We start from the raw sequence: 21,297 nt of genomic DNA, 5'->3' as shown, positions 1-21,297 counted from the left end.
TCGTACTGTGATACGTACCATGTATTTACATACTATCTCATCACCTGCCTCTGTGCTTGATGAACCTGCTACTGAGATAAAATAATCACGGCTTATCGCATCTAAGGCGCTAAAATGCCGAGTAAAGGTGCCCGGGCGGTACGACAGGCGAGGAACCAGGCGATGAATACGATCGAGCGCTATCTGCAGGCGGCGGTGCGCGACAACACCCGGCGCAGCTATCAGGCGGCGGTGGAGCACTTCGAAGTGAGCTGGGGCGGTTTTTTGCCGGCCACCGCAGACAGCATCGCCCGCTACCTGGCCGACCACGCCCAGAGCCATTCGATCAGCACCCTCAAGCAGCGCCTGGCAGCGCTGGGCCAATGGCATGTCAGCCAGGGGTTTCCCGACCCGACCAAGGCACCGCTGGTGCGGCAGATGCTCAAGGGCATTCGCACCCTGCATCCGGCAGAGCCCAGGCAAGCCACACCGCTGCTCATACAGCATCTGCAAACCGCGGTTGCGGTGCTGGAAGGCGAAGCGACCCAGGCCCGCGCCCGGCACGATTTGCCTGCACTACTGCGCGCCAGCCGTGACAAGGCCTTGCTGTTGATCGGTTTCTGGCGAGGATTTCGCGGTGATGAACTGGCGCGCCTGCAGGTCGAGCATATCCAGGCGCAGGCGGGCGTCGGCATGACGATCTTCCTGCCGCGCAGCAAGGGCGACCGCCAGGCGCTCGGCGTGCGGCACCGGGCACCGGCGCTCAAGGTCCTGTGCCCGGTGCAGGCTTACCTGCAGTGGATCGAAGTGGCGGGCATTGCCCACGGGCCGGTGTTTCGCAAGCTCGACCGCTGGGGCAACCTCGGCAAACAGGCCCTCAACAGCAACAGCTTGATCGCTTTGCTGCGACGCATCCTTGAGCGCGCAGGTGTTCCGGCAGCTTTATATACCGGTCACTCGCTACGCCGCGGGTTTGCCACCTGGGCCAGCAGCAATGGCTGGGAGCTCAAGGCGCTGATGAGCTATGTCGGCTGGAAGGATGCCAAGTCGGCGCTGCGCTATATCGATGCCTCGGTGTCGTTTGGCGAGCTGGCGCTGCTCGAAGGTGGCAGCACCGCTGGGCTACTGACGGATCAGGCTTAAAACAAATAGTGAAGGTGCTGGCCTCATCGCGGGTCAAGCCCGCTCGCACAGGTCTTGCGGGCGCAATTCCACAGGCGGGCAATGTCGCGGGCCCGCGCCTGGAGCAAGGCTGGTGCATTGGCACAGGCCGCCTCCAGGGTCATCGGCCCGCTGGTCAAGGCAAATGCGGCGTCGATGCCGTGGGCGTACAGCTGTTCGTAGCCATCCCCCAGCGTGCCGGCGATCACCACCACCGGCACGGCGTGGCGCCGCGCCACCCGGGCCACGCCGAACGGCGTCTTGCCGCGCAGGGTTTGCGCGTCGAAACGGCCTTCGCCGGTAATCACCAGGTCAGCCCCCTGCACCGCCGCCTCCAGCCCGGCCAGTTCCGCCACGACCTCGATCCCCGGGCGGAAGGCGGCCTGCATGAACGCCTTGGCGGCAAAGCCCATGCCGCCGGCCGCGCCACATCCGGGAAAATCCCGCACGTCGGTGCCCAGCAGTTGTGCGCAGTGATCGGCAAAGTGCCCAAGGGCCTGGTCCAGGGCTTCTACCTGCTCGGGGCTTGCGCCCTTTTGCGGGCCGAAAATCGCTGACGCGCCATTGCTGCCACACAGCGGGTTGTCAACGTCCGCGGCGACTTCCAGCTGTACATCAGCCAGACGCGAGTCCAGCGCGCTGGCGTCGATCCGGGCAAGCCGAGCCAAGGCCAGGCCGCCGTCGGCCAGCGGCTGATGATCAGCATCGAACAACCGCAGGCCCAGCGCACGCAGCATGCCGCTGCCGGCGTCATTGGTCGCACTGCCGCCGATGGCCAGGATGATCCGCCGGGCACCGGCATCCAGTGCCGCGCTGATCAGCTGGCCGGTGCCGAAGGTGCTGCTGCGGCACGCATCGCGCTGATCGAGGCGAAGCAGTTGCAAGCCGCTGGCGGTGGCCATTTCGATGATCGCCGTGTGGCTCTCGGCCAGCCAGCCCCAGCCCGCCTCCACCGGCTCACCCAGCGGCCCGCGCACCTGCAGGCTGCGCAACTCGCCAGCACAGGCGGCAACGATGGCCTCCATGCTGCCCTCACCGCCGTCGGCCATCGGGCACTGGACCAGTTGCGCCTGCGGCAATACCTGGGCAATACCTGCGGCAATGGCCGCAGCCACACCTTCAGCGCTGAGGCTGTCCTTGAACGAGTCGGGGGCGATGACGATTTTCATGGGGGTCTCCTGATCCAGATGCCTGCATGCTGACAGCTGGGCCTTCATCGGGCGTCGGTCGAATGCACAAAAACCGCCGCGCTTTGTTTGGCACTTGGCCAAAGCCGGTGTCAGCTACCGGCCGGCAGCAACTGCAAGCCCAGGTACAAGCTGAGCATCCCTTCCAGCCGCAACGGGTCGACCTCGCTCAGCTCGGCGATGCGTTCCAGGCGGTAGCGCAGGCTGTTGCGGTGAATGCCCAGGGCGTCGGCACAGGCCTGGCTCTGGCCATCATGGGCGCACCAGGCGCGCAGGGTGGCCAGCAACTGGCCGCTGTTGTCCTTGGCGCGGATGCGCTGCAGTGGTTCGAGCACTTCGTCCAGGGCGTCATCGTTGCGGTGGCGCCACAGCAGGGCCGGCAGCCGATAGTGGCTCAGGGTCAGCACGCGCTCCGCCGGCAGCACTTCACGCCCATAGGCCAGCAGATCACGCACCCGGCGGTAGCCGCGGCGCAATTGCTCCAGGCTTTGCGTCGCCGTCCCAGCGGCCAGGCGCTGGACCTGCCAGCCGTGACGCTGCAGCCGCTCAAGCAATTTCAACTCATCCAGGGCGACGCTGGCGGGCCGGCACCATAACAGCGATTGGCGTGCCGGGCTGACGCACCAGCTGTCTGGATAGCGGCTCATCAACCAGCTGGCCAGCGCTTCAGCGGGAGGCCCGGCATCCAGTTCGAACAGGCAGGGAATGCGCGGCAACTGCGGCTTGAGCCCGAGCTGCCGGGCTTCATCGACCAAGCGCGGCGAGTCGCCAGAGCCTCCCAGCAACAAGGCCAGCAAGTCATCACAACGTTGCCGCCGCCACTGTTGCTCGACCTGCAGGTGACGCTGGGCCAGGAGCATTTCGGCGGTCATGCGCACCAACTCGCCATAGGTACGCAACTGCTGCGGATCACCGGTCAGGCCAAGTACGCCGATCAGCCGCCCATCGAGAAACAGCGGCAGGTTGACCCCGGGCTGCACGCCCTTCAGGCACTTGGCCGCGTCCACGTCGAGCTCGACGATACGGCCGTTGGCCAACACCAGCTGCGCACCCTCATGGCGGGTGTTGATGCGCTCCGGTTCGCCGCTGCCCAGGATCAGGCCCTGGCTGTCCATGACGTTGACGTTGCACGGCAGGATCGCCATCGCCCGCTCGACGATGTCTTGTGCCAGGTCATGGTCCAGTTCGAACATGGGAGGATCCTTGTTGTCGCAATGATTGGTCCGGGGCACAGCAGGCCAGGCGAAATGCTGTGCAAAAGCACAAAGACAGCCACGGCCCGCTCACCGAGACTCGTCGCAGCAGCCGCCTTGACGCAGGTTGCGGCGATAAACATAACAACAGAGAGAGAATCATGTCATACAGCCCTGCCCCTGACCAAGGCCAAGACGTCACCCGCAATGCGCTGTATCGGCGCATTACCCTGCGGCTGATTCCGTTCATCTTCATCTGCTACCTGTTCAACTATCTGGACCGGGTCAACGTCGGCTTCGCCAAGCTGCAGATGCTCGATGCACTCACGTTCAGCGAAACCATCTACGGCCTGGGTGCCGGGATCTTCTTCATCGGCTACGTACTGTGCGGCCTGCCCAGCAACCTGGCGCTCAATCGCTTCGGCCCACGGCGCTGGATCGCGCTGATGATGATCGCCTGGGGCACGCTGTCGACCTGCCTGCTGTTCGTCACCACGCCGATGGAGTTCTATGTGCTGCGCCTGTTTACCGGCGCTGCCGAAGCGGGCTTCTTCCCCGGCATCGTGCTGTACCTTTCGCGCTGGTTCCCGGCGGCCCGTCGCGGGCGGATCATGGCCCTGTTCATGTCGGCGATCCCGGTATCCGGGCTGCTCGGCGGGCCGTTCTCGGGCTGGATTCTCAATCACTTCGCCGCCGGCCAGCATGGCCTGGCCGGCTGGCAGTGGATGTTCCTGATCCAGGGCCTGCCCACCGTGCTGCTGGGCTTTCTGGCGATCTTCCTGCTCAGCGATGGCTACGCCAAAGCTACGTGGCTGAGCCCGGCCGAGCGCCAGATGATCGAGGCCGACCTCAAGGCCGATGCCGCCAGCAAGCCGGTGACGAGCAGCGACAGCCTGCTGTCGGTGTTCGCCAATCCGCTGATCTGGACCTTCGGTTTCGTCTACTTCTGCATCCAGAGCGGCGTCTACGCGATCAACTTCTGGCTGCCGTCGATCATCAAGAACCTGGGCTTCAGTGATGCCTTGCTGATCGGCTGGCTGAGTGCGATCCCCTACCTACTGGCCGGGGTGTTCATGCTGCTGGTCGGGCGTTCGGCAGACCTGCGCAACGAGCGGCGCTGGCATTTGGTGGTGCCGATGCTGATGGGGGCACTGGGGCTGCTGATCGCAGTGAACTTCGCTCACAGCCCGGTGATCGCCATTATCGGCTTGAGCATCGCCACCATGGGCGCCCTCACCGGCCTGCCGATGTTCTGGCCGATGCCGACCGCCCTGCTCAGCGCCGGCACTGCCGTGGCGGGCCTGGCAATCATCAACTCGGTCGGGCAGATGGCCGGCTTTCTCAGCCCCTACCTGGTCGGGTTCATCAAGGACCAGACCGGCTCCACCGATGCCGCGCTGTATTCGCTGGCGGGGTTGATTGTGTTTGGCAGCCTGGTGGCGTTGCGGGTTTCGCGGGCGCGGGCTTCCGGGACGGTGGCTGAGCCGGCGAACTGATCAACTGCGCGGCGCTGCTATCGCTGGCAAGCCAGCTCCCACAGGTTCCGGTGATGTGGGAGCTGGCTTGCCAGCGATGCTTTTAATCCCTCGGCGAACTGTGTAAAACAGATCGAATTCCAACCGCGAAGGGACTTTCGATCATGATCTACCGTCCTCTGGGCCACAGCGGCCTGCAGGTGTCAGCGCTGACCCTGGGCAGCATGATGTTCGGCGAGCCGACCAGCACCGAAGACTCGCTGCGTATCATCGACAAGGCCTGGGACCAGGGCATCAACTTCATCGATACCGCCGACGTGTACAACGCCGGGCGTAGCGAAGAAATCGTCGGCGAGGCCATCGCCCGCAACCGCCAGGGCTGGATCCTCGCCTCCAAGGTCGGCTTCGGCCCCGCCGAGGGCCTGCCCAACCGCAGCGGCCTGAACCGCAAGCATATTTTCAATGCCATCGACGCCAGCCTGACCCGGCTGGGCACCGATTACCTGGACATCTATTACCTGCACCGCGAAGACCATAGCACCCCGCTGGAGGTCAGCGTCAGCGCCATCGGCGACCTGCTGCGCCAGGGCAAGATCCGCCACTGGGGCGTGTCCAACTTCCGTGGCTGGCGCATCGCCGAAATCTGTAACCTGGCCGAGCGCCTGGGCGTGGCCAAGCCTGTGGTCAGCCAGCCGCTGTACAACATCGTCAACCGCCAGGCCGAGCCCGAGCAGCTCACCGCCGCCGCTTACCATGGCCTGGGCATCGTGCCGTTCAGCCCGTTGGCCCGTGGCGTGCTCAGCGGCAAGTACAGCCCCAATTCCAACCCCGATGCCAACAGCCGCGCCGGGCGCCAGGACAAGCGCATCCTGGAGACCGAATGGCGGCCCGAATCGCTGGAAATCGCCCAGAAGATCCAGGCCTATACCCAGGCCAAGGGCATCGGCATGGTCGAGTTCGCGATTGCCTGGGTGCTCAACAACCAGCTGATCAGCTCGGCCATTGTCGGCCCGCGCACCGAAGCCCAGTGGGACACCTACAGCGGCGCCCTGGCGGTGAAGATCACGGCTGAAGACGAAGCCTTCATCGATTCGCTGGTCACTCCGGGCCACGCCTCGACCCACGGCTACAACGATGCCGCGCACTTCGTCAGCGGGCGCCTGGCGCGCTAAGTTCGCTGCCGAGCAGGTGGCTGATGGCAGCCTTGAGCCTCATTGGCCGCACCGGCTTGTGCATCAGGGTGTGGCCCTGCTCGCGCACTTGCTGCTTGAGCTCGTTGCTGTAGTTGGCGGTGATCATCAACGCGGCCAGCGGCACACGCCGTTGGGCGTTGATCGCCGCCACCGCATCGACGCCATTGCGGCCGTTGTCCAGGTGATAGTCGGCGATCAACAGGTCGGCGTCGGCGCGGTCGGTCGCCACCTGACGCGCCAGGTCCTGTTCGCTCAAGGCAGTTACCACCTCGCACCCCCACTGCTCCAGCAAGGTGCGCATCCCCGCACAGATCGCCGCGTCGTTATCCAGCACCCAGATGCGTGCACCCTCCAGGCGTTCGCGCAGCGGCTCACTGAGGTCAGGCTCCACCGCTCTTTGCGGTGCCCGTTGGCTTTGCGGTACGCCAATGGCAAACACCGAGCCCTTGCCGGGCACTGAACGCAACTGCAGGCGATGACCGAGAATACCGGCGATTTTGTCGACGATCGCCAGGCCAAGCCCCAATCCGCGATCCTGGTCCGGACGCTGGATATCACCACGCTTGAACTCCTGGAAGACTTCCTCACGGCGGTCCTCGGCGATACCGATGCCGGTGTCCCAGACTTCGATCCACAGCGTCGCGCCACGACGCCGGCAACCAAGCAGCACGCGTCCACGCGGGGTATAGCGAATGGCATTGCTGAGCAGGTTGCGCAGGATCCGCGCCAACAACTGGATATCGCTGTGCACGCTCAGGCGGCACGGCACGTAGTCCAGGCGCAGGCCTTCACTGGCGGCGGCATGGGCATATTCGGCGGCGAGGTTGTCGAGCAGGTCACTGACCGCGAAAGTCGCAAGGTCTGCCTTGATCACCCCGGCATCGAGCTTGGAGATGTCCACCAGGGTGCCCAGCAGGTTCTCGACATCATCCAGCGAGTTGCTGACGTTGCGCACCAGCGCCGGGTTGGCGCTGCTTTGTTCGAGCAAAGCGCTGGTGAACAGCCGCGCGGCGTTCAAGGGTTGCAGCAGGTCATGGCTGACGGCGGCGAGAAACTTGGTCTTCGACAGGTTGGCCTGCTCGGCCTCCTGTTTAGCCTTGCTCAGTTCGGCGGTGCGTTCACGCACTCGCACTTCGAGGTTCTGGTAAGCCTGGTGCAAGGCCTCGGCGGTGCGCCGGCGCTCGGTAATGTCGCGGATCAGCACGAAGATCCCGACCACCTCGCCATTGGCCAGGCGATTGGGCACGTAGGAGCGCAGCATGTAGCGTTCCTGGCCGTTGACATGGGTTTCGGCGCATTCGAACGTCACGCTTTCGCCGGCCAGGGCCCGCTGGATGTAGCCCTCCAGGCGCTGATAGTGCTCCGGGCTGTGCACCTCGCGCAGGCTCTGCCCAAGCATCACCCCCGGCGGCCAGCAGTACCACTGCTCGTACACCTTGTTGGTGAACTCGTAGACCAGCTCGGCATTGAGGTAAGCGATCAAGGCCGGAACATGGTCGGTGATCAGGCGGATCCAGCGCTCGCTTTCGCTCAGCGCTTGCGCGTGCTGGTAACGCTCGGTGATGTCGGTGAAGGTGTTGACGAAGCCGCCGGTGGGCAGCGGGTGGGTGCGGATCTCGAGCATGCGGCCATCGAACAGGCGTTGTTCCCGTTCATGCACGCAACGGCCATTGCCGTCGCGACTGGCCGGGGTCAGCAGGGCCAATTCGCTGTCGGCGATCACCTCGGCAAAACTGCGGTGCGCAGCGATTGGCGCCAGGCCGCTGAGCTCGAGAAAGCGCCGGTTCCACAGTTCCAGCACGCCATCGGCATTGACCATGGCCACGCCCTGGGAAAGGTTGTCGACCGCCCGTTGCAGCAAATAGGATTTCTGCGCCACCGCCTGCTCACGGCGCCGGGTTTCGCTGTGCTTGACCTCGGTGATATCGGTGAACAGCATCACCCGCCCGCCGTCGCGGGTCGCCCGCTCGCTGACCTGCAGCCAGCGTCCGCCTTGCAATCGGTACAGCAGGTGATCGTCATTGGCGCCGCGTTGCTCTTCGCTGAACAGGCCGCTGCTGTGCATCAGGCGCTTGACCTCGGCCAGGCGCATGCCGCTGATGATGCGGATACGGCTGCCTGCCCAGAACGCCTTGAAGCGGCTGTTGAACAGCACGATGCGCAAGTCCGGATCGAACAGCACGAAAGCGTCGGAAATACTCTCGATGGCATCGACCAGGTACTGGTGAGCGGTCTCGGCGCGCAAGCGCGCATCGCTGAGCAGGTGGTTGCTGGCCTTGAGTTCGACCAGGGTCTGGTTCAGGGCATCGGTGCGTTCACGCACCTGTTCGGCCAGCACCACCGAATGCTGAAACGCCGCATAGGAATCGTCCGGCCGCGCCGCCCCTGACTCCAGGCGTTCGATCAGTGCGGCGTTGATCCGCAGCAGCTTATGGTTGGCCCGCTGCAGCTCGGCCAAGCGCAGGTCACTGCTGTCGCTGGCCACGGGGCCGTCCGATGGCAACGCCGGTGAAGGTCTGGTTGATGTGCATGCCATTGAACTGTTCTCCGTAGGAGTTAAAGCCCAGCACCCGCTGGCGGCGCAGGAAACTGCCGACTTCGGCCAGGCTGTCGCTGCCTTCCAGCTCCAGGCGGCGCAGGAAGCAATCGCAGCCGATGGCCAGCAACAGCGGCCCGAGGCGCTCACGCAGCCCGTCGAACAGGCCTTCAAGGTTGGGCAACAAGGGGCCGGGACGCATGGCGGTGAGGACGATGCCGTTCTCTACCGCGCAGTAGAAGCTCAGGCTCAGGTCCTCGTGGACCTGCTGAATGGCACGTACGTAGTAGCGCTCGTTGATGCGCACCGCCAACGGGTGGGCGGCGAAGGTACGGTGGTTGATCTGGCTGACCGGCACACCGATCAGTTGCGCGTATTCCAGCGCGGCAGGCTCGGCATTGAGCTCGTAGACCCGGCGCAGGTTGCGGTCGGCGCGGGTGACCACCAGTTTCTCCGTGCGGGGTTCGATGTGATGGGTGGTGAACACCTCGAAGTCCAGCCAGGTATTGACCAGCAACACCACGGCGGCGCCGCTGCGAAAAGCACCGTCGAAATAGACGTGGGTGTGGTTGAGGTAATTGTCATCGCCTGCCGAGCCGCCAAAATGCGGAATATCGCCCAGCGCCGCACTGAGCGCCGCCAGGACCATCTCCTCGCGGCTGGACAGGCCGTCGAGCAAGGTCAGGGCAAAGCTGTGGCCCTTGATCGGTGCCAGGGTATTGCTGCGGCACTCGCCCACCAGCCGCTCGACCGTGGCTTGTGCCTGGATCAGGCTGAACGCCGGCATGGCGTCGATGAGTCCGGCGGCAATCGAGAACTGGCGGTGATCGAAGCCCAGGGCGGTGATGCAGCCCCGGCCATAGCCGTCGGGGGTCAGTTCGCCGGCGCTGGTGCAACCGGCCAGGCGAATGCCGCCAAAGCTCTGTTGCAGGGCCTGGGCCAGGGCCGGCAGATCGTACTCGGCGGAGCAAAAGAACAGCACGAAGCCCAGGTGCGGGTGCAGCAGCTGGCTGGCCAGCTCCTGGGCGGCGAGCTCGGCGGCGCTGGCCCGCGACACGGCACTGATCACCCCCTCGGCTTGAAACTGCTGCATGGCTGCCTCCTGGGTGGGCATTGATGGATGCAGGCAGTTTATGGAGGCTCGGGAGCGGGCCGAATGCTACTTGGGTACTGGGTGTGGGTGGCATTGGTTGTAGAACGGAACCTGTGGGAGCTGGCTTGCCATGCACATAACGCGGCGTCTGGATTACGACCGCTGCGCGCTCGATCGCCGGCAAGTCCGGCTCCCACAGGATTGGCAGTGCTCCCAGGGTCGGTGCAAGACCTGTGGGAGCTGGCTTGCCAGCGATGAGGCCGGTCCAGCTTGCACATAACGCGGCGCCTGGATTGCGACCGCTGCGCGCTCGATCGCCGGCAAGTCCGGCTCCCACAGGTTTGGCAGTGGCCCCAGGGTCGGTGCAAGACCTGTGGGAGCTGGCTTGCCAGCGATGAGGCCGGTCCAGCTTGCACATAACGCGGCGCCTGGATTGCGACCGCTGCGCGCTCGATCACCGGCAAGTCCGGCTCCCACAGGATTGGCAGTGCTCCCAGGGTCGGTGCAAGACCTGTGGGAGCTGGCTTGCCAGCGATGAGGCCGGTCCAGCTTGCACATAACGCGGCGCCTGGATTGCGACCGCTGCGCGCTAGATCGCCGGCAAGTCCGGCTCCCACAGGATTGGCAGTGCTCCCAGGGTCGGTGCAAGACCTGTGGGAGCTGGCTTGCCAGCGATGAGGCCGGTCCAGCTTGCACATAACGCGGCGCCTGGATTGCGACCGCTGCGCGCTCGATCGCCGGCAAGCCCGGCTCCCACAGGTTTGGCAGTGCTCCCAGGCCTTGTGTTTACCAGGTCAGCACCGCCCCCACGGCAAAGGTATCGGTATCCTCGTTCTGCGCATCGCCCTCATGCCCGTCGATCTCGAACTGGTTGTACTCGGCCACCAGCTTGAGGTTGTCGTTGATGTCATGAAACAGCGCGATACCGCGGGTTTCATAATCGGCGCCGGTGTTCACTGCGCCGTTGCCGTCATCCTTGGTCTTGCCGTAGGACAGCGCCACACGGTTCTTGCCGACCTTGTACGAGCCCTGCAGCAAATAACCCTTGCTGTCGACTTCACGCAACGTGGCCTCACCGGCGTTGTTGGTGAAAAACGGGTTGATGCCCTTGGCGGTAAAACCCGAGCCGGTCAGGGAAAAGCCACCCACCTTGGCCTGCACGCCATAACCCAGGCCTTTGGAGGTGACCGAATCAACCCGGCTGTCGGTGTTGTCCGAGGTCTGGTAGGTGCCGTTGAGCCAGCTGTAGAGCTGCACCCCGCCCAGGTCGAACTGGTAGGTGATCTCGCTCTCGGTACGCGGGTTTTCCTGGTAGGCCTTGCCCACCGCGCTGTCGTCGTTGGTATCGACCGGGTCCATGATCCCCACGGCAATGCGCAGGCCTTCCATCACCGGTGTGCGGTAAGTGATCTGCGAGGTCGGGAACGGGTACGGGTAACCGCTGCCGATGTTGCCGAACGACACGCCGCCGCCATCGACCAGGCCCAGGGTGTCACTGACCTGGCCATAACCTGCGAGCAGCTCATCAAGGAGGATGTTGGAGCGGGCGAACAGGCCGAAGTCCTTGCCGATCAGCACCTCGCCCCACTCGGGGTTGGCCACGGTGCCGTAGAACTGGCGCACGTCGATGGCGGTGTCGGTGCCGTTGGTTTCGCTGTCATTGATGGTCACCCAGAACGAGGCGCGGCCACCGAGCTTGAGGTCATCCACCTGGCGGGTCATGTTGAAGCCCAGGTAGTTGGGCAAAAAGCCCATTTTCACCCGCGACTGTCGACGGTCGTACTGCTCCCCCGCCCGATCGACGTCGCTGTTGACGTAGAAGGCGTTGATATAGCCGTCGGTGGAAAAGGTCGTCTGCTCCTTGTCGTAGAGCATGATTTCGGCATCGGCCAAGGGGCTCAGACTCAAGGCGACAAGGCTGGTCAGCAAGGGCAGGAAACGGCGATTGGCATTGTTATTGTTGTGCATGGCGCTCTCCGCAAACGGGGGGACGAATGTCGGAGGCGATTATCGAAACCCTCGCCAGGCAGCCATACGCTGCCTTGGCACCGGCCGGGTGCTGCTTTGGCGGCGCGGGCCTGGCTCCCCGCAGGCGGAACTACTCCTCTGACCTAAGCCCTTGCCCACCGGTGCCACAAGGCTAAAGTGGCAAGACCCGGTGCGTTAGGCGCAATCGGCCATGCAAAAATGCAGACTCAGCCTGCAGATTTACGGATTGTATTGGGCAATTTTGCACTGATAGGATCCTTCGATCCTCTAGCGCCTATCCAGACCGTGTTAAAACACGTGGAAAATCAATAACAAAGCAGGGAGACAGCGATGACCGCGCACGCTCAAGCGCCAACCGACGCCCATGTACTGGCCGAGGTTCGCAACCATATCGGTCACTTGACCCTCAACCGCCCCGCCGGCCTCAACGCCCTGACCCTGGACATGGTGCGCAGCCTGCAACGCCACCTGGATGCCTGGGCCAGTGACCCGCAGGTGCAGGCCGTGGTGCTGCGCGGCGAAGGCCCGAAAGGTTTCTGCGCCGGTGGCGACATCCGTTCGCTGTACGACAGCTACAAGGCCGGCGACAGCCTGCACCGGGATTTCTTCGTCGAGGAATACGCCCTCGACCTGTGCATCCACCATTACCACAAGCCGATCCTCGCCTTGATGGACGGCTTCACCCTCGGCGGCGGCATGGGCCTGGCCCAGGGTGCCGATCTGCGCGTGGTCACCGAGCGCAGCCGCTTGGCCATGCCGGAAACCGCCATCGGCTACTTCCCGGATGTCGGCGGCAGTTATTTTCTTTCGCGCATTCCTGGCGAGCTGGGCACCTACCTGGGGGTCAGCGGCGTACAGGTGCAGGCGGCCGATGCGCTGTACTGCGGCCTGGCCGACTGGTACCTGGACAGCAGCAAGCTGGCCAGCCTCGATGAACGCCTCGACACCCTGAGCTTTGGCGAACACCCGCTCAAGGACCTGCAAAGCGTGCTGGCCAAGCTTGGCACCCAGGTGCTCGAAGACGCGCCATTGGCCAGGTTGCGCCCGGCCATCGATCACTTCTTCGCCCTGGCCGATGTCGGCAGTATCGTAGAGCAATTGCGGGCAGTCACCGTGGCCGACAGCCACGAATGGGCGGTGAAAACCGCCGACCTGCTGGAAAGCCGCTCGCCTTTGGCCATGGCCGTGACCCTGGAGATGCTGCGCCGTGGCCGCCACCTGGGCCTGGAAGACTGCTTCGCCATGGAACTGCACCTGGACCGCCAGTGGTTCGAGCATGGCGACCTGATCGAAGGCGTGCGCGCACTGATCATCGACAAGGACAAGCAGCCACGCTGGAACCCCACCACCCTCGCCGGCCTCAACCGCCAGCGCGTGGATCAATTCTTCGAAGGCCTGTGAGGCCTGGAGTACGCAGATGCAAGACCTGGAACTGACTGAAGAACAGATCATGATCCGCGACATGGCTCGGGATTTCGCCCGCGGCGAGATCGCCCCCCATGCCCAGGCCTGGGAAAAGGCCGGCTGGATCGATGATGGCGTGGTGCAGAAGATGGGCGAGCTGGGCCTGCTCGGCATGGTCGTGCCCGAGCAATGGGGCGGCAGCTACACCGACTATGTCGCCTACGCCCTGGCGGTCGAGGAGATCGCCGCCGGCGATGGCGCCACCGGCGCACTGATGAGCATCCACAACTCGGTGGGCTGCGGCCCCCTGCTCGCCTACGGCAGCGCCGAGCAGCAACAGACCTGGCTCGAACGCCTGGCCAGCGGGCAAGTGATCGGTTGCTTCTGCCTGACCGAACCGCAGGCCGGCTCCGAGGCCCACAACCTGCGCACCCGCGCCGAACTGCAGGGCGATCACTGGGTGATCAATGGCGCCAAGCAGTTCGTCAGCAATGCCCGCCGCGCCGGGCTTGCCATCGTCTTCGCGGTGACCGACCCGGAGCTGGGCAAAAAAGGCATCTCAGCGTTTCTGGTGCCCACCGATAACGAAGGCTTCGTGGTCGATCGCAGCGAACACAAGATGGGCATCCGCGCCTCCGACACCTGCGCGGTAACCCTGAACAACTGCCGTATCCCCGCCACCAATATGCTCGGCGAACGCGGCAAGGGCCTGGCCATTGCCCTGTCCAACCTCGAAGGCGGCCGTATCGGCATTGCCGCCCAGGCCCTGGGCATTGCCCGCGCGGCGTTCGAGGCGGCGCTGCTGTACTCACGCGATCGCATCCAGTTCGGCAAGCCGATCAACGAGCACCAGAGCATCGCCAACCTGCTGGCCGACATGCAGGTGCAGATCAACGCCGCGCGGCTGTTGATCCTCCACGCCGCGCGCCTGCGCAGCGCCGGCAAGCCGTGCCTGAGCGAGGCTTCACAGGCCAAGCTGTTCGCTTCGGAGATGGCCGAGCGGGTGTGTTCCAAGGCGATTCAGGTACACGGTGGCTATGGGTATCTGGAGGATTATCCGGTCGAGCGCTATTACCGCGATGCGCGCATTACCCAGATCTACGAAGGCTCCAGCGAGATTCAGCGCATGCTGATTGCGCGGGAGTTGAAGCACTACACCCTGTAATCACGACCTACTGTAGGAGCGGGCTTGTCCCGCGATAGCGATTCAACAGTGATATCGCATCGCGGGACAAGCCCGCTCCTGCAGTCACTCTTCGACATGCACGCTGTCGAGGTAGCTGCGCACCGCCCATAGTGCTTCCTGGCTCAGGTAGTCGGCCATCTTCGGCATGTACACCCGGCCATCGCGTACCGCGCCGTTGCGCACCCGCTCGACGAACCACTCATCACCGGCAGCCCCTTCGTCAAGCAAGCGCAAATCCGGGGCGATGCCACCGGACTTGGCCTCCAGGCCGTGGCAGGCGGCGCAGTTCTGGTTATAGGCCGAAGCGCCGATCGACACCGCCTCGTCATGGTCCTTGCTGTTGCGATAAGGGTTTTCTGCGCGCCACTGATCACCGAGCTTTTCCAGGTTACCGGTATTGACCGCGGTCGGCGTGACGTTGCCATGGGCGAAAGCCCCGGCGCTGCTCATCAGGCCGACACCGACGATCAGGCTCAACCAGGCGTGTTTTGCTGTTTTCATTGTTCTGCCCTCGACTGCTGTTTGCACGCAAGAACCTCTCGGCTGAAAGGTTGTGCCGGCATCTTAGGGAGGCCCTGGCAAGGGCCCCATGCTGCTTTGGTGGTCGCAGCCTCCTCCCTTGGTAGTAGCGCTTGTGGGGCAGTGCCAAATCATGCCCGGATTGGGAAGTTTTCCCGCTAAGACCGGGAGTTTTTCCGTATCGATCGCGCCCTTGGCGTTCCAGTCTATGCAGGCCAAAACCTTCATTGGGAACTCCAACCATGACAATAAGATCGTTACCCGCCGCGCTTTCTCCGCTGTCTGCCGCCGTGCACACCGTCCTCCTGCTGGGCAGCCTGGCCCTGACCCCGCATGCCCTGGCGAAACCGGTGAGCTGGGAAGACATCGCCGACGACCACAAGAGCACCAGCAACGTGCTGCAGTACGGCATGGGCACCAATGCCCAGCGCTGGAGCCCGCTGGCCCAGGTCAACGACCAGAACGTGTTCAAGCTGACACCGGCTTGGTCGTACTCCTTTGGCGACGAGAAACAACGCGGCCAGGAGTCCCAGGCCATCGTCAATGACGGGGTGATCTACGTCACCGGCTCCTACTCGCGGGTATTTGCCCTCGATGCCAAGACCGGCAAGCGCCTGTGGACCTACAATCATCGCCTGCCGGACAACATTCGCCCGTGCTGCGACGTGGTCAACCGCGGTGCCGCCATCTATGGCGACAAGATCTACTTCGGCACCCTCGACGCCCAGGTCATTGCCCTGAACAAGGACACCGGCAAGGTGGTGTGGAAGAAGAAGTTCGGCGACCACAGCGCCGGCTACACCATGACCGGCGCCCCGACCCTGATCAAGGACCAGAAGAGCGGCAAGGTGCTGCTGATTCACGGCAGCTCCGGCGACGAGTTCGGCGTGGTCGGCCAGCTGTACGCCCGCGACCCGGAAACCGGCGACGAGGTGTGGATGCGTCCCTTCGTCGAAGGCCACATGGGCCGCCTGAACGGCAAGGACAGCACCCCCACCGGCGACGTCAAGGCACCGTCCTGGCCGAACGACCCGAGCACCGAGTCCGGCAAGGTCGAGGCCTGGAGCCATGGCGGCGGCGCCCCGTGGCAGAGCGCAAGCTTCGATGCCGAGACCAACACCATCATTGTCGGCGCCGGCAACCCGGGCCCCTGGAACACCTGGGCGCGCACGTCCAAAGACGGCAACCCGCACGACTACGACAGCCTTTACACCTCCGGCCAGGTCGGCGTCGACCCGAGCACCGGCGAGGTCAAGTGGTTCTACCAGCACACGCCCAATGACGCCTGGGACTTCTCCGGCAACAATGAACTGGTGCTGTTCGACTACAAGGACAAGGACGGCAAGCAGTACAAGGCCACCGCCCATGCCGACCGCAACGGCTTCTTCTACGTGGTCGACCGCACCAACGGCAAGCTGAAGAACGCCTTCCCGTTCGCCGACAACATCACCTGGGCCAGCCATATCGACCTCAAGACCGGCCGCCCGGTAGAAAACCCCGGCCAGCGCCCGGCCAAGCCCGAGCCAGGGCAGACCAAGGGCAAGCCGGTGGAAGTGTCACCGCCGTTCCTCGGTGGCAAGAACTGGAACCCCATGGCCTACAGCCAGGACACCGGCCTGTTCTATGTGCCGTCGAACCAGTGGAAAGAGGAATACTGGACCGAGGAGGTCAACTACAAGAAGGGCTCGGCCTACCTGGGCATGGGTTTTCGCATCAAGCGCATGTACGAGGACCACGTCGGCTCGCTGCGCGCCATGGACCCGACCACCGGCAAGATGGTCTGGGAGCACAAGGAACGCCTGCCGCTGTGGGCCGGGGTACTGGCGACCAAGGGCAACCTGGTGTTCACCGGTACCGGTGACGGCTACTTCAAGGCCTTCAATGCCAAGACCGGGGAGGAGCTGTGGAAATTCCAGACCGGCAGCGGCATCGTCTCGCCGCCGATCACCTGGGAACAAGACGGTGAGCAATACATCGGCGTGACCGTCGGCTACGGCGGCGCGGTGCCGTTGTGGGGCGGCGACATGGCCGAGCTGACCAAGCCGGTGGCCCAGGGTGGCTCGTTCTGGGTGTTCAAGATCCCCGCCTGGGACACCAAGACGGCCCAGCGCTGATTTGACGCCCTCTCGCCGGCAAGGCCGGCTCCCACAGTGGATCGGTGCATACCAAACCCTGTGGGAGCTGGCTTGCCAGCGATTGCTATCGCCCAGCCCCAGGAGATCCCCATGAAATACCTCCCGCTACTGCTCACCCTGGCCTGCACCCCTGCCCTCGCCGACGACGACACGCCCTTGACCATCAACGGCTGCACCATCGCCCAGGAAAGCCAATGCCCCAATGCCAACCTGCGCAATGCCGACCTCAGCAACCAGGACCTGCGCAAGATGAACCTGGCCGGTGCCGACCTGCGCGGGGCGAACCTGCGCCATGCGCGCCTGGACCTGGCCAACCTGGAAAAAGCCCAATTGCAAGGCGCCAACCTCACCCGCGCGAGCCTGCAGCAAAGCAACCTGCGCCTGGCCGACCTGCGCGACGCCAAGCTGGTTGCGGTACAGGCCTGGGGCATGTTCGCCCAGGGCGCCAACTTCGAGAACGCCGACTTGAGCGCCGCCTACCTGGAATTCGCCCGCCTCTCCGGGGCCAAACTGCACCGCAGCAAGCTGCAGGCCGCCGACCTGGAAATGACCTGGTTGAGCAAGGCCGACCTCAAGGGCGCCAACCTTGCCGATGCCAACCTGCAAGAAGCCAAGTTCGGCGAAAGCAATCTGGAGCAGGCCGACCTGCGCGGCAGCCGCCAGCATTACGCCAACTTTCAGGACAGCAACATGGAAGGTTGCCAGGGTTGCCCGAAAACCTGGGACTAAGCGGCGATACGCAGCAGGCCCGCCTCAATCGCCAGGTGCACCATTTCGGCGTGTGAGGCGACCTGCAATTTGCTTTTGAGCAGGGTCAGGCAGTTGGATACGGTCTTGGCGCTGATGCACAACTGCTCGGCGATCAGCCGGGTCGGCATGCCCTTGGCCAGCATCAGGAAAATTTCGGTTTCGCGCAGGCTCAAGCCTTGCAGGCGCGTACTGCCCCCCTGGCAGGCCAGGTCGGTGGCCAGCGCCTGCTCGATGTAGGCATGCCCGGACAGCACCCGGCGTACCGCTTCAAGCAACACCGCAGGCCCCGCCGCCTTGGACAGAAAGCCACAGGCGCCCGCCGCCATGGCCTGACGTACCAGGCCAAGATCACTATGCTCGCTGAAAAACAGCACGCGCAGCTGCGGCCAGCGCTGGCGCAGGCGCCGGGTGGTTTCCAGGCCGCTGATGCCGGGCAGGCCGAAGTCCATCAGCACCAGCCCCGGCAACTGCTCGCCAACCTTGTGCAGGGCCTCTTCACCACTGGCCGCTTCGATGATCGGCATGCCGTCCAGGCCCTGTTGCAGCGTAGCGGCCAGCCCCAGGCGCAGCATGGGGTGATCGTCGACCAGCAAAATGGCCATGGCGTGGTGCTCCTGCAGTTTTATCCCATGCTAGAACGCACGCCTGGGCGCTCGACTACTACTTTGGTACTGTTTTACTTGTCGATGGTCGCATTCCCAAAGCGTTGCACCTGGCCTGTAATGAAGGGGTGCAGCACAACCACAACAATAAGGTGCAAAGCCATGTACAAGATTCTGATCGCCGACGACCACCCGTTGTTTCGCGAGGCCATCCACAATGTCATCAGCGATGGCTTTCCCGGCAGCGAGGTGATGGAAACCGCCGACCTCGACAGTGCCCTGGCGATCACCGGCGATCACGATGACCTCGACCTGATCCTGCTCGACCTGAACATGCCCGGCATGCACGGCCTGGGCGGGCTGATCAACCTGCGCAACGAGGCACCGACCATCCCGGTGGTGATCGTTTCGGCCGAACAGGACAAACAGGTGGTACTGCAGGCCATCACTTACGGCGCCGTCGGCTTTATCACCAAATCCTCGCCGCGCTCGCAGATGACCGAGGCCATCGAGCAGATCCTCAACGGCAACGTCTACCTGCCGCCAGACATCATCCGCACCCAGAAGAGCAGCCACCGGCGCAGCCAGGGCGAACACCAGGGCTTTGCCCCGGAACTGCTGCAGGCCCTGACCCGCAAGCAATTGCTGGTGCTCGAACGCATGACCAAGGGCGAGTCGAACAAGCAGATCGCCTACAACCTCGACATCGCCGAAACCACGGTCAAGGCTCACGTGTCGGCGATTCTGCGCAAGCTCAATGTGCACAACCGCGTGCAGGCGATCCTCAGTGCCGGCGACATCGACTTCACCGCCTACCTGCGGCGATAGCCCTGGCATATCGCATTCATGCAAATTAGCCATTGAAACCACGGTAACGCCTGAAGTAAGCTCGGGAACATCAACTGGAGAGTCACATGTCGCACACACCCCTCACTCACGCTTGCAGCACCGGTCGCTTGTCGCGCCCTGTGGCGGCTGTCGAGTGCGCGACGGCCTCACCGGCTCGATTTTATTTTGGGTATTGGTTTAGCCACAGGCGCCGCTGATACCCACACCGGCGCCCACACTCAAGGGGCCGCCGAACACGAGAATACTCAACCCCCGGTCGGCTCCCCGACCGGGGGTTTTGCGTTTCAGGCCCCCGGCAACTAGCGAATCACATTGAGGAACAGTACATGAACTACGTCACCTACCACCCTTACCCAAGCTTTAGCGCCTGGCGATTTAGCCAATCCCGTTCGGGCCAGCCTGCCGCCTCCGATCGGTCACTTGTTGGTGGCACGCACACACATGACGCCAATCCGGCCATCTGTCGAACACCTCGATAGGGCCGACAGCGCGGGCCAGACCCCGCCATCCGCCCAGGGAACCAGAACATGCAATCGTCCAACCTCGCTCTGCCACTGTCCGAACCCACTGCTGCCAACAGCGCCGTCAGCCAACGCCTGCCGAGCCCGCTGCTGCTCAAGCAGCAAATGCCGCTTACCCCTGCCCTCACCGCCCAGGTCGAAGCCCATCGCCAGGCCGTACGTGCCATTCTCGATGGCGAAGATCAACGCCTGCTGGTGATCGTTGGCCCCTGCTCGCTCCATGACCCCCGTTCGGCCCGCGAATACGCCCAGCGCTTGGCGCGCCTGGCCATCGACGTCAGCGACCAGATGCTCCTGGTAATGCGCGCCTACGTCGAAAAGCCGCGCACCACCGTCGGCTGGAAAGGCCTGGCCTACGATCCGCACCTCGATGGCAGCGACGACATGCACGGCGGCATCGCCTTGTCCCGCGGCCTGATGCTGGCCATGCTCGAGCGCGGCCTGCCGGTTGCCACCGAGCTGCTGCAACCCATGGCCGCCGGTTACTTCGATGACCTGCTGAGCTGGGCGGCGATTGGCGCACGCACCACCGAATCGCAGATTCACCGCGAGATGGTCAGCGGCCTGGGCCTGCCGGTCGGCTTCAAGAACGGCACCGACGGCGGCGTTGGCATTGCCTGCGATGCGATCCGCAGCGCCGCGCACAGCCATCGGCATTTCGGCATGGACGTGCAAGGCTACCCGGCGATTGTCGAAACCCTGGGCAACCCTGACACCCACCTGGTGCTGCGCGGCGGCAACAAGGGCCCGAACTACGACCGCCAAAGCCTCGCCCTGGCCCGTCAGGGCCTGGCCAAGGCCGGTGTGTCGCCGCGGATCATGGTCGATTGCAGCCATGCCAACAGCGGCAAGGACCCATTGCGCCAACCGGCGGTGTTCAACGAAGTGCTCGAGCAGCGCCTGCAGGGCGACACCTCGCTGGTCGGCATGATGCTTGAAAGTCACTTGTTCGATGGCTGCCAGGCGCTGGGCGCGCAACCGCTCAAGTACGGTGTGTCGATTACCGATGGTTGCCTGGGCTGGGATTCGACCGAACGCTTGCTGCGTGAGGCGGCCGAGCGCTTGTGAGCCGCCCACAACGGTAGGAGCGGATTCATCCGCTCCCACTCCAGGCCGTCGGTGGTGCGGCGGCACCGCATTTGCGTTAGGCTTGGGGTTTTACCCCAAGGAGCCACTCCCATGGCCAAAGCCACTGCCCGTCACATCCTGGTTGCCACCGAAGACAAGTGCAATGAACTGAAAGCCCAGATCGAAGCCGGCGCCGATTTCGCCGAGATCGCCAAGGCCAACTCCACCTGCCCGTCCAGCCGCCAGGGCGGTGACCTGGGCTCGTTCGGCCCGGGCCAGATGGTCAAGGAGTTCGATACCGTGGTGTTCAGCGCACCGGTCAACACCGTGCAAGGCCCGGTGAAGACCCAGTTCGGTTATCACCTGCTGGAAGTGACCAGCCGTCAGGACTGATCGCTGCTGTACAAACCGGCCCCCCCAGGGCCGGTTTGTTTGCCCAGGTGACCTGCTAAGCTTC

Annotated in this window: 17 protein-coding genes; 10 read left to right on the top strand and 7 right to left on the bottom strand. The window is 64.0% G+C overall.

What is annotated here, in order from left to right; genetic code table 11:
- Positions 1-162 precede the first annotated feature (162 nt).
- Entirely contained in the window at positions 163-1,122 is a 960-nt protein-coding gene (locus PspR32_RS13020; RefSeq protein WP_159388640.1) for a site-specific integrase, read from the top strand.
- 23 nt (positions 1,123-1,145) lie between these two features.
- Here the strand turns inward: PspR32_RS13020 and PspR32_RS13015 are convergent, their stop codons facing one another.
- Positions 1,146-2,309: a glycerate kinase gene (locus PspR32_RS13015; protein WP_100783265.1), complete on the bottom strand. Its 1,164-nt coding sequence runs from the start codon at positions 2,307-2,309 to the stop codon at positions 1,146-1,148.
- Positions 2,310-2,419: 110 nt separating this feature from the next.
- Complete coding sequence (locus tag PspR32_RS13010) at positions 2,420-3,520, bottom strand: sugar diacid recognition domain-containing protein (RefSeq protein ID WP_159388639.1); 1,101 nt, start codon at positions 3,518-3,520, stop codon at positions 2,420-2,422.
- A gap of 161 nt (positions 3,521-3,681) precedes the next feature.
- Here PspR32_RS13010 and PspR32_RS13005 point away from each other — a divergent pair, with 161 nt between their 5' ends.
- Together PspR32_RS13005 and PspR32_RS13000 are read left to right on the top strand one after the other, a co-directional pair.
- On the top strand, positions 3,682-5,016 hold the full coding sequence (locus PspR32_RS13005) for an MFS transporter (RefSeq protein WP_159388638.1): 1,335 nt from the start codon (positions 3,682-3,684) through the stop codon (positions 5,014-5,016).
- A 143-nt stretch (positions 5,017-5,159) separates the two neighbouring features.
- Positions 5,160-6,167 (top strand): aldo/keto reductase, encoded by a 1,008-nt coding sequence (locus PspR32_RS13000; RefSeq protein ID WP_036995654.1) that lies wholly within the window; start codon positions 5,160-5,162, stop codon positions 6,165-6,167.
- Here PspR32_RS13000 and PspR32_RS12995 read toward each other — a convergent pair.
- From PspR32_RS12995 to PspR32_RS12985, 3 genes are all read right to left on the bottom strand, one after another.
- Positions 6,145-8,724, bottom strand: coding sequence for a hybrid sensor histidine kinase/response regulator (locus PspR32_RS12995; protein WP_036995655.1), 2,580 nt, complete (start codon positions 8,722-8,724; stop codon positions 6,145-6,147). The two genes, PspR32_RS13000 and PspR32_RS12995, sit on opposite strands and share 23 nt — an antisense overlap.
- The gene (nosP, locus tag PspR32_RS12990; protein ID WP_010220471.1) at positions 8,654-9,817 is read right to left on the bottom strand and encodes a nitric oxide-sensing protein NosP; all 1,164 of its coding nucleotides are present in this window, start codon (positions 9,815-9,817) and stop codon (positions 8,654-8,656) included. The genes PspR32_RS12995 and nosP overlap by 71 nt, the downstream gene beginning before the upstream one ends.
- A gap of 786 nt (positions 9,818-10,603) precedes the next feature.
- Positions 10,604-11,785, bottom strand: a complete 1,182-nt coding sequence (locus PspR32_RS12985) for a porin (protein ID WP_010226532.1) — start codon at positions 11,783-11,785, stop codon at positions 10,604-10,606.
- Positions 11,786-12,136: 351 nt separating this feature from the next.
- Between PspR32_RS12985 and PspR32_RS12980 the strand changes: the two genes are divergently transcribed.
- A complete protein-coding gene (locus PspR32_RS12980; RefSeq protein ID WP_036995660.1) occupies positions 12,137-13,207 on the top strand; it encodes an enoyl-CoA hydratase/isomerase family protein in 1,071 nt (356 codons plus the stop codon).
- Positions 13,208-13,223: 16 nt separating this feature from the next.
- Positions 13,224-14,375, top strand: a complete 1,152-nt coding sequence (locus PspR32_RS12975; protein ID WP_159388637.1) for an acyl-CoA dehydrogenase family protein — start codon at positions 13,224-13,226, stop codon at positions 14,373-14,375.
- A gap of 84 nt (positions 14,376-14,459) precedes the next feature.
- On the opposite strand, the gene pedF is transcribed toward PspR32_RS12975, so the two are convergent.
- Positions 14,460-14,897: a cytochrome c-550 PedF gene (gene pedF / locus PspR32_RS12970; protein WP_010226528.1), complete on the bottom strand. Its 438-nt coding sequence runs from the start codon at positions 14,895-14,897 to the stop codon at positions 14,460-14,462.
- A gap of 260 nt (positions 14,898-15,157) precedes the next feature.
- Between pedF and exaA the strand changes: the two genes are divergently transcribed.
- Together exaA and PspR32_RS12960 are read left to right on the top strand one after the other, a co-directional pair.
- Entirely contained in the window at positions 15,158-17,029 is a 1,872-nt protein-coding gene (exaA, locus tag PspR32_RS12965) for a quinoprotein ethanol dehydrogenase (RefSeq protein ID WP_026001516.1), read from the top strand.
- A gap of 111 nt (positions 17,030-17,140) precedes the next feature.
- On the top strand, positions 17,141-17,779 hold the full coding sequence (locus tag PspR32_RS12960; RefSeq protein WP_010226524.1) for a pentapeptide repeat-containing protein: 639 nt from the start codon (positions 17,141-17,143) through the stop codon (positions 17,777-17,779).
- On the opposite strand, the gene PspR32_RS12955 is transcribed toward PspR32_RS12960, so the two are convergent.
- A complete protein-coding gene (locus PspR32_RS12955) occupies positions 17,776-18,402 on the bottom strand; it encodes a response regulator transcription factor (protein ID WP_010226522.1) in 627 nt (208 codons plus the stop codon). The two genes, PspR32_RS12960 and PspR32_RS12955, sit on opposite strands and share 4 nt — an antisense overlap.
- 162 nt (positions 18,403-18,564) lie before the next feature.
- Here PspR32_RS12955 and PspR32_RS12950 point away from each other — a divergent pair, with 162 nt between their 5' ends.
- From PspR32_RS12950 to PspR32_RS12940, 3 genes are all read left to right on the top strand, one after another.
- Positions 18,565-19,230: a response regulator transcription factor gene (locus tag PspR32_RS12950; RefSeq protein WP_010226520.1), complete on the top strand. Its 666-nt coding sequence runs from the start codon at positions 18,565-18,567 to the stop codon at positions 19,228-19,230.
- 548 nt (positions 19,231-19,778) lie between these two features.
- Entirely contained in the window at positions 19,779-20,840 is a 1,062-nt protein-coding gene (locus PspR32_RS12945; protein ID WP_159388636.1) for a 3-deoxy-7-phosphoheptulonate synthase, read from the top strand.
- A gap of 111 nt (positions 20,841-20,951) precedes the next feature.
- Entirely contained in the window at positions 20,952-21,233 is a 282-nt protein-coding gene (locus PspR32_RS12940; RefSeq protein ID WP_010226518.1) for a peptidylprolyl isomerase, read from the top strand.
- Positions 21,234-21,297: the final 64 nt, after the last annotated feature.

Source organism: Pseudomonas sp. R32 (assembly GCF_009866705.1).
GTDB classification, from domain to species: Bacteria; Pseudomonadota; Gammaproteobacteria; order Pseudomonadales; family Pseudomonadaceae; genus Aquipseudomonas; species Aquipseudomonas donghuensis.
Note: the sequence above shows the minus strand (reverse complement) of the source record. Positions and strands in the feature narration are given on the sequence as shown.